A 15,503-nucleotide genomic window follows, 5' to 3' on the forward strand; every position below is an offset into this window, starting at 1 on the left:
GATGCTCTGACGCGTCCGTCCTGCGCCATCTTCGGGGCTGGCATTTCCCCTGGATATTGCTCTAGATAGCGCGATGAACACCGGTTTGCGGACCTGCCGCCGCATTTCAGGCCTTCCGCACGCTGCCCGGCTGATCCTCCCGCCGCTGCTGCTGCTCGCGCCCGTCGCTCATGCGCAGACGGCGGCGCAGCCTGGCGCCCAGGGCGCGCAGGACCAGCCGCCCGATGTTCAGCTCGATCCCCAACTCGCGCCCATGCCCGATATCGGCGTGGCCTGGCCCGACATGGGTCAGCCCGACAGCGTGACCCTGATGGTCGAGGTTCCGCAGACGGGCACGCCGTCCGCCACCGCCGAACCGCCCGTTCAGCTTGCGGCTCCGGAAACGGCAGATGAACCTGCGGAGGAGGCGACGACCTTCGCCGACGCGGGGGAGGAGCGGCGCTACACCGTCACCCTGACCGGCGTCGATGACATTGCGGATGCCCAGTTCAACGCGCGCTTCAACGAGCTTTCGGTGCTGCATCTGGGGGAGGGGAAGCCCGCCAACCTCGCCCAGATCAATCGGCGTATCAAGGAAGACAGCGACCTGCTCGACCGGTTGCTGCGCGCCAAGGGCTATTATGCCGCGCGGGTCCGCGGATCGGTGGCCGCGCCGCCGCCGGGCAGCGACCGGCTGGCCGTCACCTTTCGCATCGTGCCGGGCAATCGCTATCTGCTGTCCTCGGTCGATGTAAAAGGCCTGGAAACCACCGGCGAACGCGAACCCAAACTGCGTGCCGCCTTCCCGCCCAAGCCTGGCGACCCGGTCGATGCCGACGCCATTCTGGCCGGACAGGCATCGCTGACGGTCGCGCTGGCCGAAAACGGCTTCCCCTTCGGCAAGGTCGACGAACCCGAAGTCCGCATCGACCATGAGGAGCGCAAGGGCGACCTGGACATCGTCGTCAACCCCGGCGCCTACCGCACTTTCGGCCGGATCGTCATGGCGGACGAAAGCCTGTTCAGCGCCCGCCACGTCCAGCGCATCGCCCGTTTCCATCCCGGCGACACCTATATGGCGTCGGATGTCGAGGATCTGCGCCAGGCGCTGGTCGCGACCGGCCTTGTCTCCTCCCTCACCATGACGCCCAGGGATGCGGGCGACGGCGAGCATGTCGATCTCGCCATCGACGCCAAGCCGGCCCCGCTGCGGACCATCGCGGGCGAACTGGGCTATGGCACGGGTGAAGGCTATCGCGCGGAAGTGAGCTGGGCGCATCGCAATTTCTTCCCGCCCGAAGGCTCGGTCACGTTGCGCGGCGTGCTGGGGACGCAGGAGCAGACGGCCTCCTTCACCTATCGCCGCAACAATTTCCGCCGCCGCGACAATGTGCTGACCGGGCTTGTTTCGATCAGCAATATCAAGCGCGACGCCTATGATGCGCGCACCCTCACTTTTTCGGGTTCGCTGGAGCGGCAGACCACCATATTGTTCCAGAAGAAATGGGTGTGGCGCGTCGGCGGCGAACTGATCGCATCGGACGAAGCCGACGCCTTCAGCAACGGCAACCGCCGCACCTTCTTCATCGGCGCCATTCCGCTGAGCCTGACCTATGACGGCAGCGACGATCTGCTGAACCCGACCAGGGGCTTCCGCCTGGGCGGCCGGCTCAGTCCTGAATTGTCCTTCCAGAACAGCACTTTCGGCTATGCCCGGATACAGCTTGACGGCAGCGCCTATCAGCCGTTGAGCGACCGCATCGTGGTGGCCGCCCGCACCCGCTTCGGAACGATCCTTGGCTCAACCGTCGACCAGATCGCGCCTTCGCGGCGTTTCTACGCAGGCGGCGGCGCGTCGGTGCGCGGCTATGGCTATCAGGCGATCGGGCCGCGCTACGGCCCCAATGACGAGCCGGTCGGCGGCAAGAGCCTTGCGGAATTTTCGCTGGAATCGCGCATCCGCTTCGGCAATTTCGGCGTCGTTCCGTTCGTCGATGCCGGCAATATCTCGACCAGTTTCCTGCCGCGCTTCCGCGACCTGCGCATCGGCGCGGGCATGGGCGTGCGCTATTACAGCAGCTTCGGCCCGATCCGCATCGACGTGGGTACGCCGCTCAATCCGCAATCGGGTGATCCCAAGGTCGCGGTCTATGTCTCGCTGGGGCAGGCCTTCTGATGGCCGACGACCTGTCCCAACCCGTCGCCGATCCGCCGCCGCCCCGCCGCCGCCGCGCCTGGGACGGCCGCTGGCAGCGCTGGGTCTTCGGCCTGCTGGTCACCCTGCTGCTGATCGTCGCGGGCACATTGGCCTGGCTCGACACTGCGCCAGGCCACCGCTTCCTCGTGTCGCGCATCGCCCGGATCAGCCCGCCGTCGGGCCTGCGCATCCATGTCGACCGGATCGACGGCAGCATCTACCGCAAGGCGGTTCTCCACGGTCTCACCCTTTCCGATCCCAGGGGCGCCTTCCTCGATGCGCCACGGGTCGAACTGGACTGGTGGCCCTTCGCCTGGCTGTCCAACCGGCTCGACATCGACCGGCTCGACATCCCGCAGGCGACCCTGCACAAGCTGCCGAAACTGAACCCCAGCGAGCGGCAGGGGCCGATCCTGCCCGGATTCGACATCCGCCTGATGCAATTTTCGGTCGGCCGCCTGACCATCGACCGCGCCATCACCGGCAGGGTTCAGCAGGCGACGCTGTCGGGCGATGCGGACATTCGCGGCGGCCGCGCGATCATCGACCTTTCCGCCCGCGTGCTGAACGGGGAAGATGCGCTCAACATCGCGCTAGACAGCCGCCCGGACGACGACCGGTTCGACCTCGACGTCACCGTCAACGCACCCAGGGGCGGCGTGCTCGCCGCCATGGCGGGGCTGAAGCAGGATGCCAATCTCCGCATCGACGGCCAGGGAAGCTGGACCCGATGGGACGGCCGGCTGGCAGGCACGCTCGATAGCGCGCCCGCCATCGACCTGAAGCTCAATGCCCGCAGCGGCCACTATACCGCCACCGGCACGATCGAGGGCGGTGCCATGGCGGGGCAGGGCCTGTTCCAGCGCCTGTCCGCGCCCCGCCTCGCGATCCGGGCCAGCGGATCGATGACGAACCGCGTCGTCGACGGCAAGCTCTCGCTGCGCTCCGCCGCCATCGATCTCAGCGCCGATGGCGGCATCGACCTGCGCAACAATGCGCTCGACAATCTGCTGGTCGACGTGAAGCTCGCCCGCCCCCAGGCCTTGCTCAAGACCATGGGCGGCCGCGACATCGCCGCGCGCGTCCGGCTGGACGGTCCCCTGGCGGGCTTCGGCTATGAATATCTGCTCACCGCGAAACAACTGGCCTTCGGCAAGACGGTGATCCACGACGTCCGCGCCGACGGCAAGGGGCGCAAGGCCAGCGGCGGCCCGGCGCTGATCCCGGTTCACCTGCGCGCCCGCCGCCTCGACGGGCAGGGTGAACTGGTCGAGGGCATCATCCGCAATTTCCTGCTCGACGGCGTGTTGCAGCTCAAGGGCCAGCAGATCGTCAGCAACCCGATGACGGTCCGTTCCGACAAGCTGCGCGGCAGGCTGATCCTCCTCGCCGATCTCCAATCCGGCCGTTACGACATCGGCCTGGACGGCCAGATCAGCGGGCTAGCCATCCGTGGCCTGGGCATTGTCGACCTGACGTCGAAACTGCGCGCCATCCCCGGTCCCAAGGGCGCCTTCACCCTCAGCGGCCATGCGATGGCGCGGATGCGCAGGCTCGACAACAGCTTCCTGCGATCGCTGGGCGGCGGCCTCCCGACCGTGCGCAGCGGCCTGTCGCTGGGCGGCGACGGCCAGCTCCAGTTCACCAATCTCCGCCTTGAAGCGCCGCTGCTGACGCTGGTCGCGAAGGGCTATCGCCGCACCGACCGGACCTTCCATTTCGAGGGCAGCGGCCAGCATAAAAGCTACGGGCCGCTGCGGCTGACGCTCGACGGCCAGATCGAACGGCCGACCGTCGATCTTGTCCTGCAAAGCCCGCTCAAGGCGCTGGGCGTCTCCAACCTGCACGCGCATCTGACGCCCGACGGGGGCGGCTACGGCTTCACGGCGGAGGGAGAATCGACGCTGGGTGCCTTCACCGGCAACGGGGCCATCCTGCTGCCGCCGGGCGGCCAGGCGGTGGTCCGCATCGCCCGCGTCACCGCATCCGGCGTGATGGCGAGCGGCGACCTGCGCCCGGTCACCGGCGGCCTTGACGGCACGCTCACTGTCAGCGGTCCGGTCGCCGGCACCATCGCCTTCGCGCCCGTCGATGGCGTGCAGCAACTGATCCTCAAACTCGACGCCACCGATGCCAGCTTCGACGGCCCGACCGTGATCGCCATGCGCCGGGGCAAGCTCGACGCGACGATCCTGCTCAACCCCTCGGGCGCCTCGATCAACGCGACGGCGCAGGCGCGCGGCCTGCGGGTCGGCGGCCTTCTGCTCGGCCGCCTCGCCGCCAATGCGGAGCTGGTCGACGGCAGCGGCACCGTCAAGGCCAGCCTGTCCGGCCAGCGCGGCCGCCTCTTCGACCTCCAGGGGGAGGCGCAGGTGACGCCGGAGCGCATCCGCGTCCAGGCCGGCGGCACCATCGACAAGCGCCCGATCAAGCTCACGCGCGCCGCCATCTTCACCCGGACCGAAGATGGCTGGCGCATGGACCCGGCGACGATCAGCTATGCGGGCGGATCGCTGCAACTGGGTGGCGAACTCAGCGGCCAGACCACCAGCATAGAGGCCCGGCTGCAAAAGCTGCCGCTCGCCCTGCTCGACATCGCCTATGACAATCTGGGCCTGGGCGGCACGGCCACCGGTTCCCTCAGCTATGTCCACACGCGCGGCGACATGCCCACCGGCAAGGCGGAACTGCGGGTGCGCGGCCTCTCGCGCTCCGGCCTGTCCCTGAGTTCCCGTCCGGTCGATGCGGGCGTCAACGCCGTCCTGACCCATGACCGGCTGGCCACCCGCATGGTCTTCGTCGCCGACGGCCAGACCATCGGCCAGGCGCAGGCGCTGCTGACCCCGCTCGGCACGGAAGGCAATCTGGTCGAGCGCCTCAACCATGCGCCCCTGTTCGCGCAACTCCGCTACAATGGCACCGCCGACACGCTCTGGCGCCTCACCGGCGTGGAGATCGTCGACATTTCCGGCCCTGTCGGCGTCACCGCCGACGCGCGCGGCACGCTGGGCGATCCGGTCATCAGCGGTTCGCTGGCCACGGACAATGCCGCGCTCAACAGCGCCGTCACCGGCATGCGCCTTCACGGCGTCAAGGCGCGCGGCCGCTTCTCGGGCGCGCAGCTCGTCATGTCCAGCTTCAGCGCCACCGCGCAAAATGGCGGCAGCGTGACCGGCACCGGCAGCTTCACCTTCAACGGCATAGCGGGCGTCGGCATGGACCTGCGCTTCCAGGCCGACAATGCCGCGCTGCTGGAGCGGGACGACATAGCCGCCACCGTCACCGGCCCCGTTACCCTGACCTCGACCGGCATCGGCGGCACGATCGGCGGCGATCTCGTCCTCAACAAAAGCCGCTTCACCATGGGCCGCGCCGCCGCCGTCGCGCAGATCCCCGAACTCAAGGTGATCGAGATCAACCGCCGCGGCGACGAGATCGAGCGGCCCCGCACCAGCACGCCCTGGGCGCTGGCGATCAAGGCCCGCGCCCGCAACCGGCTGACCGTGACCGGCCTTGGCATCGAAAGCGAATGGCGCGCCAACCTCGACATCGGCGGCACCGTCACCAATCCGGCGATTTCCGGCACCGCCGACCTCGTGCGCGGCACCTATGATTTTGCGGGCCGCCGTTTCGATCTCAAGGAGGGCAAGATCCAGTTCGACGGCCGCACCCCGGTCAACCCGATGCTGGACATCGATGCCGAGGCGGATGTCAGCAACCTGACCGCCACCATCCATGTCGGCGGCACCGGCCTCAAACCCGTCATCAGCTTTACCAGCATCCCGGCGCTGCCGCAGGACGAACTGCTCTCGCGCATCCTCTTCGGCACCTCGATCACCAACCTGTCGGCGCCCGAAGCGCTGCAACTCGCCTCGGCGGTCGGCTCGCTCCAGGGCCAGGGCGGGCTCGACCCGATCAACGCCGTGCGCAAGGCGGCCGGCCTCGACCGGCTGCGCATCATCGCCGCCGACCCCACCCAGGGGCAGGGAACCTCGATCGCGGCCGGCAAATATCTGACGCGCAAGACCTATGTGGAACTGATCACCGACGGGCAGGGCTATTCCGCGACCCACATCGAATATCAGGTCACGCGCTGGCTCTCGCTGCTGGGCGCCATCTCGACCCTTGGCCGCGAAAGTGCCAACGTCCGCGTATCGAAGGATTATTGAACATGACCCGTTCCCGTATCGATGCGGCGGCCGCGATCAGCGTCCTGGACCTGTTCACCATCGGCATCGGCCCGTCCAGCTCGCACACCGTCGGCCCGATGCGCGCGGCGCTCCTGTTCATGGATTCGCTGCCCGCCACTCCGGCGCGCGTGCAATGCGAGCTTTTCGGCTCGCTGGCGCTGACCGGCAGGGGGCATGCCACCGACACGGCGATCCTGCTCGGCCTGTCCGGCCATCGTCCCGAGAGCGTCGATCCCGACGCCATTCCCGCGATCCTCGACGCGATCCGCAGCGAGGGCCGCATCCGCGCGGGCAGCGCGGTGGACCTTTTCATCCCCTTTGCCGAAGCCACCGACCTGATCTTCCGCATGGGTGAGTTTCTGGAGGCGCACAGCAACGGCATGCGCTTCACCGCCTGGTTCGACGGGCAGGATGAGCCGCTGACCCGCGACTATTATTCCATCGGCGGCGGGGCTGTGCTGCCTGCGACGCTCGGGGTCGCCGACGACCTGCCGCTCGGCCATAATGTCGTGCAGCCGCATCCTTTTTCGTCGGGCGCGGAAATGCTGGCGCTGGGCGAGGCGACGGGTCTCAGCATCGCCACGCTCGTCCTGCGCAACGAAGGGGCCTGGCGGTCCCAGCCGGAGACGGAGGCCTTTCTCGACAGCGTGATCGACGCGATGAGCAGCTCCATCGATCGCGGTCTCAAGGAAGAGGGGCTGCTTCCCGGTGGTCTCAAGGTGCGCCGCCGCGCCCGCACCATTCATAACCGCCTGGTTCTTCAGCAAAATGCTTTGGGTCCGGCACAGATTTTCGAATGGGTCAGCCTCTTCGCCCTCGCCGTGAATGAGGAGAATGCAGCGGGCGGCCGCGTCGTCACCGCACCTACCAACGGCGCGGCGGGCGTCATCCCGGCGGTGCTGCATTATTATCGCCGCTTCGTGCCCGGCGCCGACCGGGACGGGGAGCGCCGCTTCCTGCTGACCGCCGCCGCGATCGGCTTCCTCTACAAGAAGCGCGCCTCCATCTCCGCCGCCGAAATGGGCTGCCAGGGCGAAGTCGGCGTCGCCTGTTCGATGGCCGCTGCCGGGCTGGCCGCCGTCCTTGGCGGCACCAACCAGCAGGTCGAAAATGCCGCCGAGATCGGCATGGAGCATAATCTCGGCCTGACCTGCGATCCGATCGGGGGCCTCGTCCAGATACCCTGTATCGAGCGCAACACGATGGGCGCGGTGAAGGCGATCAACGCCGCCTATCTCGCCCTGCAGGGCGACGGCCGCCATATCGTCAGCCTCGATGCGGTCATCGAAACCATGCGCCAGACCGGCGAGGACATGGCCAGCCGGTACAAGGAGACCTCGCTCGGCGGTCTGGCCGTCAATGTGGTGGAATGTTGATCGGTTCGTCCCGCCCAGCACTCGAAAGCCGGTCGCGCCGAGCCATAACGTGACATTCATGCCACAATATCAATCGTTTATCTGACGTTCATGAAACCGGCGCGCCGCTCATGACTTCTGCCACTTCCCCCATGTCGGGGAAGACGGAAGAAATGGGAGTTCCATAAAATGCGCAAGATCATGGTCGCAACCCTCCTGGCGGGCAGCGCAGTTGCAGGCCCGGCCTGGGCGCAGGATGCCGCGCCGACCTTCACCGGCCCGCGTGTCGAGGCGATCCTCGGCTATGACCATACCGGCGCCGGCAGCAGCGTCGACAATGACAATAATCGCGACGACCAGTCGATCGACGGCCTGCTCTACGGCGTCGGCGCGGGCTATGATGTCAATCTCGGCAGCGCGGTGGTCGGCGTCGAAGGCGAGTTCACCGATTCCACCGCGAAGAGCAGCCGCACCGATTTCACCGACCAGTTCGGCTTCGGCCGGGTCAAGCAGGGCCGCGACCTCTATGTCGGCGCCCGTGCGGGCATTCTCGCCAACCCCTCCACGCTGGTCTATGTGAAGGGCGGCTACACCAATACGAAGCTCGACGTGCTGGCGGGCGACACCAATCAGGAAACCGACACCAATTTCAAGCTGGACGGCTGGCGCATCGGCGCGGGTGTGGAACGGGCGATCAACGCCAACACCTTCGCCAAGATCGAATATCGCTATTCCAAATATGAGGATGCGCATATCGATTTCGCCAACGGCACGACCAGCGACGAATTCGGCATCGACACCGACCGGCATCAGGTGGTGGCCAGCCTGGGCTGGCGCTTCTGACCGGGGCGGGGCCGGCCACGGCCGGCCCCCCGGTTTCACGGCCTGTCGCACGCCCCTGTCTGCGGCCGTGCTGACCTGTTATCGTGATGGAGTGAGCAACGCGATTCCCCACAGCTATCCGGTCGGCATCGAACCGGACGACATCGACTTCATGGGTCATGTCAACAATGCCAGCTATCTGAAATGGGTGCAGGCGGCGGTACTGGATCATTGGCGCGCGCTCGCGCCGACGGAGGCGGTGGCGCAGCATCTCTGGGTCGCGCTCAAGCATGAGATCACCTATCGCAAGCCCACTTTCCTGAACGATGACGTGATCGCCACCGTCCTGCTGGAAAAGGTGCAGGGCGCCCGCGCCTTTTACGAAACGGTGATCCGCAGGGGGGAGGACGTGCTGGCGGAGGTCCGGTCGAGCTGGTGCTGCCTGGATGCGTCCACCCTTCGCCCCGCGCGCCTCGCCCGTGAGGTCATCCAGAATTTCTTCGCAACCGATCAGGACGAAAAGCCGGTCTGACGGCCCGGTCGGCAAAATACTCCCTCAGCGAAGCCTGGGAAGGGGAACTCAAGCCAAGCCTGGTGGAGGGGAGCGCCCGCAGGGCGAAGGCTAGGCCCCTCGAATGCCGAACAGGAACAGCCCTGCGGATTTTCTTCTGTCCTACAGGCCGGGACAAAAGCTATGAAGGCGCGGCTCTTTGACCTTGCCGGAAAACAACGGAAAAGGGCGCTTTCGCAGCGCCCTTATCGTGTCACCTATGTCACCCGGATCCTATGCGATCAAAGCGTCGCCTCGATCTCGCGCGCGGCGATCTCCGGCTTTTCCGCCAGGCTGATCGGCCGTCCGACCACCAGGATGGAAGCGCCGCGATCCAGCGCCTCGCGCGGCGTCACCGCCCGCTTCTGGTCGCCCATCGTCCCGCCGACGGGCCGCACCCCCGGCACGACGAAGAAGCCGTCGGGCCAGGCCTGTTTCGCCAGCCCCACTTCCTCGCCGGAACAGACGATCCCGTCCAGCCCCGCGCTGCGCGCCAGATCGGCCAGCCGCGCCACCTGATCCTCGGCCCTGCCGCCCACGCCGATGTCCAGCAGGTCGCCATCGTCCAGGCTGGTCAGCACTGTCACGGCAACGACCTTGGTATGGACGCCCGCCGCCGCCTTCGCATCCTCCAGCATGGCGCGCCCGCCCGCCGCATGGACGGTCAGGATCGCCGGTTCCAGCACATGAAGCGCCTGCACCGCCTTGGCGACCGTATTGGGGATGTCGTGGAGCTTTAGGTCCAGGAAGATCGGCAGCCCGAACTTCATCATCTCATGCACGCCATGATGACCATGGGCGCAGAAAAATTCGAGACCCAGCTTCAGCCCGCCGACATGATGCCGGACCTGTTGGGCAAGATCCTGGGCCTTGCTCAGATCGGGCGTGTCGATGGCAACGTAGATGGGACTGGTCATGCTGGTCCTGCGGTGGAGAGGGAAGGGGCCGCCGGACTGTCGGCGGCGGGAATGGAGGGGGACGGAACGGCAGGCGCGGCGGTGGCTGCGACCAGCGCCCGTTCGGTGTTTTCCAGCTTGCGCTTCATCCGCCAGCGAGTCGCTCGCGCCATGATCCAGAAGGGAAGCGCACCCAGCAGATAGGCGAGCAGCATCGGAAACCAGATCTTGGTGCTCCAGATGATGTCGCCCCAGATCTTGATATCAACCGGCCGGTTGTTCGCCTTGAAGAACAAGGCGGCGGCAACGGCGATGACGACCCACCAGGCAGTCCGCAGAAATTGCATCAACGCTCCTATGGCTGTTGAATGATGCAGCTTAGGCGATTTTACATGGCTTCGGAAGCGTCTGATCGGATTTGTCGATGGCGATGCGCATGGAAAGTGTCTTTGTGCCGCCGGGCTCGATCCGATCCATGCCTGCCGGACGGTTGATGGCGTCCGGCATATGGCTGACGGGTTCGAGGCAGAAGGCATGGGAATGGGCCGGCCGGTAGACATGCAGCCAGGGCGCGCCGCCGGCCGTCAGCACCAGTCGAATCCCGTCGCCGCGCGACACCATGGCTGAACCGCTCCATCCGGAATAGACATTGTCGATCAGCCAGTCGTCCATCACGGGGCCGCCCGCCGACCAGTTCCCCAGCGCATCGGCCGTGACTTCCCGTTCGGGCAGCATGTCGGGCGTGGAAAGCCAGAGACCGGTCGCGTCGAACTGCAACCTCGTCTTCTCATCGGCCAGAAAATAGGGGTGGAAACCCAGTCCCGCCGGCATGGCTTCATCGCCGGCATTGCGAACGGTCAGCAGCATTTCGACCGCATCGGCCATGACGGCGATCCGCTGTTCGGCCTGATAAGCCCAGGGCCATCCCGGCCCGCCCTCATGCCGATGGACCAGAAGCGCGGCCGCGTCCGTCACTTCTTCGAGCGCCCAGGCCGTGCTCCAGCCCAGGCCGTGAATGCTGTGCGGATGGTCGCCGAAATTGAGCGGTAGCTGGACATCGCGCCCGCCGAAGCGGAACTGTCCCAGGGCAATCCGGTTGGCATAGGGAACCAGCGGGAAGCTCGCCATCGACAAAGGGTCGATGCTTCCCGCCGGTGCGGAACGCAGAAGTTCCACGCCGTCCAGGCGCAGGGCAGCGAGCGATCCGCCGGCCGCCGGGGCGAGCGCGGCTTCCACCGCGCCCGCCTTCAGGATGACGATATCGCTCAGCCGACCATGTCCTCAAGCTCGCGCCCCTTGGTCTCATGCACAAGAGCGCGCACGAAGAAGAAGGAGATCGCTGCGAAGACGGCGTAGCCGGTATAGGTGATCGCGAGGCCAGGTGACACGGCCAGCGCCGGGAAGCTCACCGAAATCGCCGCGTTGGCGATCCACTGGGCAAAGCCCGACACGGCCAGGCCTGATCCGCGGATCTGGTTGGGGAACATCTCGCCCAACATCACCCACATGATCGGACCCCAGCTCATGTTGAAGAAGATCACGTAGAGATTGGCCGCAATCAGCGCGATCAGGCCATTATGGCCCGGCAGCTCGACGCCACCGCTGGCCCCCGTCACGGCCGTGGAAAAGGCATAGGCGACGGTCGCCAGCGTGACCGCCATGCCCGCCGATCCGATCAGCAGCAGCGGCTTGCGGCCGATCCTATCGACCAGCGCGATCGTGCCCAGGCAGGCGCCGATGGAAAGGGCGCCCGAAAGGATATTGATCTGAAGCGCATTATCCTCGGAAAAGCCGACGGCCTCCCACAGGGTCGCGCCATAATAGAAGACGACATTGATGCCGACGAGCTGCTGGAACACCGCCAGGCCAATGCCGGTCCAGACGATCGGCCGGATCTTGCCGCTGGCCTTGTCGACCAGATCGCTGAGTTTCGGACGGTGATGGTCGGCGGCAAGGCTGTCGCGGATTTCCGTGACCTTGCGGGTCGCCGTCTCTTCGCCGAACAGACGGGTCAGGACGGCATGCGCCCGTTCTTCCTGGCCGCGCGCGACGAGGTAGCGGGGGCTTTCCGGGATCACGAGAAGGGCAAGGAAATAGATCGCCGCCGGAAGCGCCTGCAGCCAGAACATCCACCGCCAAGCCGGGAAGCCCAGCCACAGTTGAGCCGTCGATCCGCCTGCGTAGCGCGCCAGCACGAAATTCGCGACGAAGGCGCCGGTCAGACCGGATATGATCATCACCTGCTGCACGCTGGAAAGGCGCCCACGTACCGCTGCCGGGGTGACTTCGGAAATATAGACGGGCGAAATCACGCTGGCCGCGCCGACCCCCAGCCCGCCGACGATACGGGCAAAGATGAAGATGGCGGAAGACCCCGCTGCCCCGGCCAGCAGGGCGCTTACCAGAAACAGGACCGCGGCCAGCATCATCACGCCGCGCCGCCCGATCAGGTCGGCCATGCGCCCGGCGATGAAGGCGCCGATGGACGATCCCACCAGGATCGCGCCGACATTTACGCCGATCCCCAGCTTGCCGAGATCGAAGGCGCTTTCCAGCCCCTTTTGCGTGCCGTTGATGACGCCGCTGTCATAGCCGAACATGAATCCGCCGATTGTCGCGACGGCGACGATCGCGGCGATGAAGGCCATGTTGACCTTCTCGGCACTCCCTTCGGACATTCCCTATCCTTTCCGCTTATGCTTCTATATGGCCGCTATGTGCCCCGCTTGCCCGCGCACGCCGGGATCGAAAGCAAAAAGATCACCCGCCAGTGGCTGCTCGACAAGTTGCTGGTCCGTCAACCCTTTGCGCGCAGTGGTCGCATAGGCGACCGTCAGATCGGGTCCGCCGAAAGCGATCTTGGTCACGTTCGCGACGGGAAAGCGAACCTCTGCCATCAGCTTGCCCGAGGGGTCATAGCGCCGCGCGGCCCAGCCGCCGAACAAGCCGGTCCACAGGCAACCGTCGGCATCCACGGCCGGACCGTCGGGATAGCCGGCTCCATCCTCGATCTCGACGAACAGGCATGTGTCGCTCAAGGCTCCATCGGCACCAATGCGCGTGCGCCAGATCCTCTTGCCCAATGTGTCGGTATGATAAAGCAGGGTTCCATCGGGGGAGAGGGCGGGCCCGTTCGTGATGGATACCGGAGGCAGACCGCTTTCGGTCATCGTGCCCTTGTGCAGGCGGTAGAAGCGGCCGCTGTCGGCGGTCTCCGCGTCATCCATCGACCCGAACCACAATCCGCCCGCCGGGTCGACGGTGGCGTCGTTGAGCCGGTTGCCCGGTTGATCCCTCTCGGGGGCATGAAGCAGGGAGAAGCCGCCGGTGGCCGGATTGAAGCGGTGGATACCGCTTTGCAGTCCGACCGCGAACAGGCCATCGGCGGTGGGCAATATCCATCCCACCTGCGCCGGAGCCTCCCATTGATGGGCAAGCGCCGCGACAGGATCGAAACGACGGATGCGTCTTTCCTTGATATCGACGAACCACAGGGCCTCGTCATGCGCTACCCATATGGGGCCTTCGCCCAGGGTTGCTCCCACGCTCAGGACGCTGCGCGGTTCCGTCACGATCTCAGCGCCAACCCGCATCGATGAAATAATCATGTGCGGTGCACATGCGCGCATCGTCGGAAGCCAGGAACATCACCAGCGCCGCCACATCGGCGGGCAGGATACGCCCGTCCAGGCACTGCGCCGCGACGATTTCCGCCTCGCCTTCCGGCGTGTACCATTTTTCCTGGCGCAACGTCTTCACATTGCCGGGAATGATGGTGTTCACGCGGATATTGTCGCGGCCAAGATCGCGCGCCAGGCTGCGGGTCAGGCCCTCGATCGCGGCCTTGGCGGTCTGGTAGAGTACCAGGTCGGGCAGTGCGAGATGCCAGCTGATCGACCCGAAATTCAGGATCACACCGCCGCCTGCGCGCTTCATGGCCGGAACCACGGCCTGCGCCGCGAAGAACAGGTGACGCAGGTTCACCGCCATTCGTTCGTCCCAATAGGCGGGCGTGACATCGTCGATGGCGTGCCGGTCGTCATTGGCGGCGTTGTTGATCAGAATATCGATGCCGCCCATTTCCGCCTCGACGGTTCGGATCATCGCCTGAACGGCTGCGATGTCCCGCAAATCGCAATGATGGAAGGAGGGCATCGACGGCCCGTCCTTCAGCCGCGCGACCAGAGCCTGGCTTTCGGCGTCGGCGATGTCGCAAAAGGCGACCTTCGCACCCTGCGCGGCAAAGGCCTCGACCAGTCCTTCGCCGATTCCGCTGCCACCGCCGCTGATGAACACGCGCTTGCCGTTCAAACTCGGATAGATGGCGCGGTTCATGCAGTCAGTTCCTCCGATTGGGTGGAAAGCAGACCGCGCCCGGCGAGATTGGTCATCAGCGCGGTCAGGCCATAGGTCCATGGCGCCGCGTCCTTCGACGTCACGACCGGATTCACCAGCTTCCCCAGGCGCGGGGTGGAGATGGCGACGACATCGCCCACCTTATGGGTGAAGCCGCGGCCTGGTTCGTCACGATCCTGCACCGGGGCGAACAAGGTGCCCAGGAACAGCACGAAACCGTCGGGATAATGATGCTCGCTCAACGTCTGGCGCACCAGTTCCAGCGGATCGCGGCTGATCTGGTTCATGCTGCTGGTGCCTTCCAGCCGGTATCCTTCCGGCCCATCGATGGTCAGTTCCACCTCGGCATTGCGCACGTCGTCGATGGTGAAGTCGCCGTCGAACAGCCGGACCAGCGGACCCACCGAGCAGGACGCGTTATTGTCCTTCGCCTTGCCGAGCAGAAGCGCGGATCGCCCCTCGAAATCCCGCAGATTGACGTCGTTGCCCAGCGTCGCACCCACCGTCTTGCCCGCTGCGTTGACGACCAGCACGACTTCCGGCTCCGGATTGTTCCAGGTGGAATCCGACCGGATGCCTATTTCGGCTCCCGCGCCCACGGTCGAGAGCACGGGGGACTTGGTGAATACCTCCGCATCCGGGCCGATGGCGACCTCCAGATATTGGGACCAGACGCCATCCTCGATCAGCGCCTGCTTGAGCGCCGCCGCCTGCTCCGATCCGGGAATGACGGCGCGGATCGATCCGCCCACCCGTTCCTCCAGCCGGGCTCGGATGTCGGCGGCGGCGTTCGCGTCGCCGCGCGCCCGTTCCTCGATCACGCGTTCGATGGCCGAAAGGGCGAAGGTGACGCCGCAGGCCTTGACGCATTGCAGGTCGATCGGACTGAGCAGGGGCAGATCGAGCGCATCCAGGTCGCCCAGCCGTTCGCCCTTTTCCGGTGCGACGGGCAACATCTCTACCAGCTGCGCCGCAGTCGGGGCCACGCGGCTCATGTCGTAGGCGATGCCGTCCTGAACCAGGATGGGGCTGGGGCCCGCGGCCGTCTCAACACGGCCGAGGAACAGACCGGACCGCCAGTCAGCTGGAAGGCAATCGCGCAATGAGGGGGCGCTCGGCATCATCGACTCCTAAAATCTGGCGTAATTGATAGCGCTA

12 protein-coding genes are annotated in these 15,503 nt (G+C 66.1%); 5 read left to right on the forward strand and 7 right to left on the reverse strand.

What is annotated here, in order from left to right; translation table 11 throughout:
• The first annotated feature begins 73 nt into the window (after window positions 1–73).
• The 5 genes from MJ601_RS15140 to MJ601_RS15160 all read left to right on the forward strand — a co-directional run bounded on the left by MJ601_RS15140 (window position 74) and on the right by MJ601_RS15160 (window position 9,075).
• Entirely contained in the window at window positions 74–2,155 is a 2,082-nt protein-coding gene (locus MJ601_RS15140) for an autotransporter assembly complex protein TamA (protein WP_242127868.1), read from the forward strand.
• A complete protein-coding gene (locus MJ601_RS15145; protein ID WP_242127870.1) occupies window positions 2,155–6,345 on the forward strand; it encodes a translocation/assembly module TamB domain-containing protein in 4,191 nt (1,396 codons plus the stop codon). The genes MJ601_RS15140 and MJ601_RS15145 overlap by 1 nt, the downstream gene beginning before the upstream one ends.
• Before the next feature lie 2 nt (window positions 6,346–6,347).
• On the forward strand, window positions 6,348–7,742 hold the full coding sequence (locus MJ601_RS15150) for an L-serine ammonia-lyase (protein WP_242127872.1): 1,395 nt from the start codon (window positions 6,348–6,350) through the stop codon (window positions 7,740–7,742).
• Window positions 7,743–7,910: 168 nt separating this feature from the next.
• On the forward strand, window positions 7,911–8,564 hold the full coding sequence (locus MJ601_RS15155; RefSeq protein ID WP_242127874.1) for an outer membrane protein: 654 nt from the start codon (window positions 7,911–7,913) through the stop codon (window positions 8,562–8,564).
• A gap of 91 nt (window positions 8,565–8,655) precedes the next feature.
• Window positions 8,656–9,075 carry an acyl-CoA thioesterase gene (locus MJ601_RS15160; protein WP_242127876.1) on the forward strand — a complete coding sequence of 140 codons (420 nt, stop codon included), beginning with the start codon at window positions 8,656–8,658 and terminating at the stop codon, window positions 9,073–9,075.
• Between the two features lie 260 nt (window positions 9,076–9,335).
• On the opposite strand, the gene pyrF is transcribed toward MJ601_RS15160, so the two are convergent.
• Genes pyrF through MJ601_RS15195 form a run of 7 tightly spaced genes read right to left on the reverse strand, consistent with a single transcriptional unit; the run spans window position 9,336 to window position 15,466 of the window.
• Window positions 9,336–10,010: an orotidine-5'-phosphate decarboxylase gene (pyrF, locus tag MJ601_RS15165; RefSeq protein WP_242127878.1), complete on the reverse strand. Its 675-nt coding sequence runs from the start codon at window positions 10,008–10,010 to the stop codon at window positions 9,336–9,338.
• On the reverse strand, window positions 10,007–10,336 hold the full coding sequence (locus tag MJ601_RS15170; protein WP_242127880.1) for a hypothetical protein: 330 nt from the start codon (window positions 10,334–10,336) through the stop codon (window positions 10,007–10,009). Before MJ601_RS15170 ends, pyrF begins: the two co-directional genes overlap by 4 nt.
• 31 nt (window positions 10,337–10,367) lie before the next feature.
• On the reverse strand, window positions 10,368–11,258 hold the full coding sequence (locus MJ601_RS15175) for an aldose 1-epimerase (protein ID WP_245405811.1): 891 nt from the start codon (window positions 11,256–11,258) through the stop codon (window positions 10,368–10,370).
• Window positions 11,255–12,667, reverse strand: coding sequence for a sugar porter family MFS transporter (locus MJ601_RS15180; RefSeq protein ID WP_242127884.1), 1,413 nt, complete (start codon window positions 12,665–12,667; stop codon window positions 11,255–11,257). Before MJ601_RS15180 ends, MJ601_RS15175 begins: the two co-directional genes overlap by 4 nt.
• Window positions 12,668–12,691: 24 nt before the next feature.
• Window positions 12,692–13,582, reverse strand: coding sequence for an SMP-30/gluconolactonase/LRE family protein (locus MJ601_RS15185; protein WP_242127886.1), 891 nt, complete (start codon window positions 13,580–13,582; stop codon window positions 12,692–12,694).
• On the reverse strand, window positions 13,566–14,324 hold the full coding sequence (gene xylB / locus MJ601_RS15190) for a D-xylose 1-dehydrogenase (protein ID WP_242127888.1): 759 nt from the start codon (window positions 14,322–14,324) through the stop codon (window positions 13,566–13,568). The genes MJ601_RS15185 and xylB overlap by 17 nt, the downstream gene beginning before the upstream one ends.
• On the reverse strand, window positions 14,321–15,466 hold the full coding sequence (locus MJ601_RS15195) for a fumarylacetoacetate hydrolase family protein (protein WP_242127890.1): 1,146 nt from the start codon (window positions 15,464–15,466) through the stop codon (window positions 14,321–14,323). The genes xylB and MJ601_RS15195 overlap by 4 nt, the downstream gene beginning before the upstream one ends.
• Window positions 15,467–15,503: the final 37 nt, after the last annotated feature.

This window comes from Sphingobium trunci (assembly GCF_022664535.1).
Taxonomy (GTDB): Bacteria; Pseudomonadota; Alphaproteobacteria; order Sphingomonadales; family Sphingomonadaceae; genus Sphingobium.

Bases quoted from the DNA above. Each gene is read 5' to 3' on its own strand.
- MJ601_RS15140 (WP_242127868.1), top strand. From the start codon at position 74: ATGAACACCGGTTTGCGGACCTGCCGCCGCATTTCAGGCCTTCCGCAC.
- MJ601_RS15145 (WP_242127870.1), top strand. From the start codon at position 2,155: ATGGCCGACGACCTGTCCCAACCCGTCGCCGATCCGCCGCCGCCCCGC.
- MJ601_RS15150 (WP_242127872.1), top strand. From the start codon at position 6,348: ATGACCCGTTCCCGTATCGATGCGGCGGCCGCGATCAGCGTCCTGGAC.
- MJ601_RS15155 (WP_242127874.1), top strand. From the start codon at position 7,911: ATGCGCAAGATCATGGTCGCAACCCTCCTGGCGGGCAGCGCAGTTGCA.
- pyrF (WP_242127878.1), bottom strand. From the start codon at position 10,010: ATGACCAGTCCCATCTACGTTGCCATCGACACGCCCGATCTGAGCAAG.
- MJ601_RS15170 (WP_242127880.1), bottom strand. From the start codon at position 10,336: ATGCAATTTCTGCGGACTGCCTGGTGGGTCGTCATCGCCGTTGCCGCC.
- MJ601_RS15180 (WP_242127884.1), bottom strand. From the start codon at position 12,667: ATGTCCGAAGGGAGTGCCGAGAAGGTCAACATGGCCTTCATCGCCGCG.
- MJ601_RS15185 (WP_242127886.1), bottom strand. From the start codon at position 13,582: ATGCGGGTTGGCGCTGAGATCGTGACGGAACCGCGCAGCGTCCTGAGC.
- xylB (WP_242127888.1), bottom strand. From the start codon at position 14,324: ATGAACCGCGCCATCTATCCGAGTTTGAACGGCAAGCGCGTGTTCATC.
- MJ601_RS15195 (WP_242127890.1), bottom strand. From the start codon at position 15,466: ATGCCGAGCGCCCCCTCATTGCGCGATTGCCTTCCAGCTGACTGGCGG.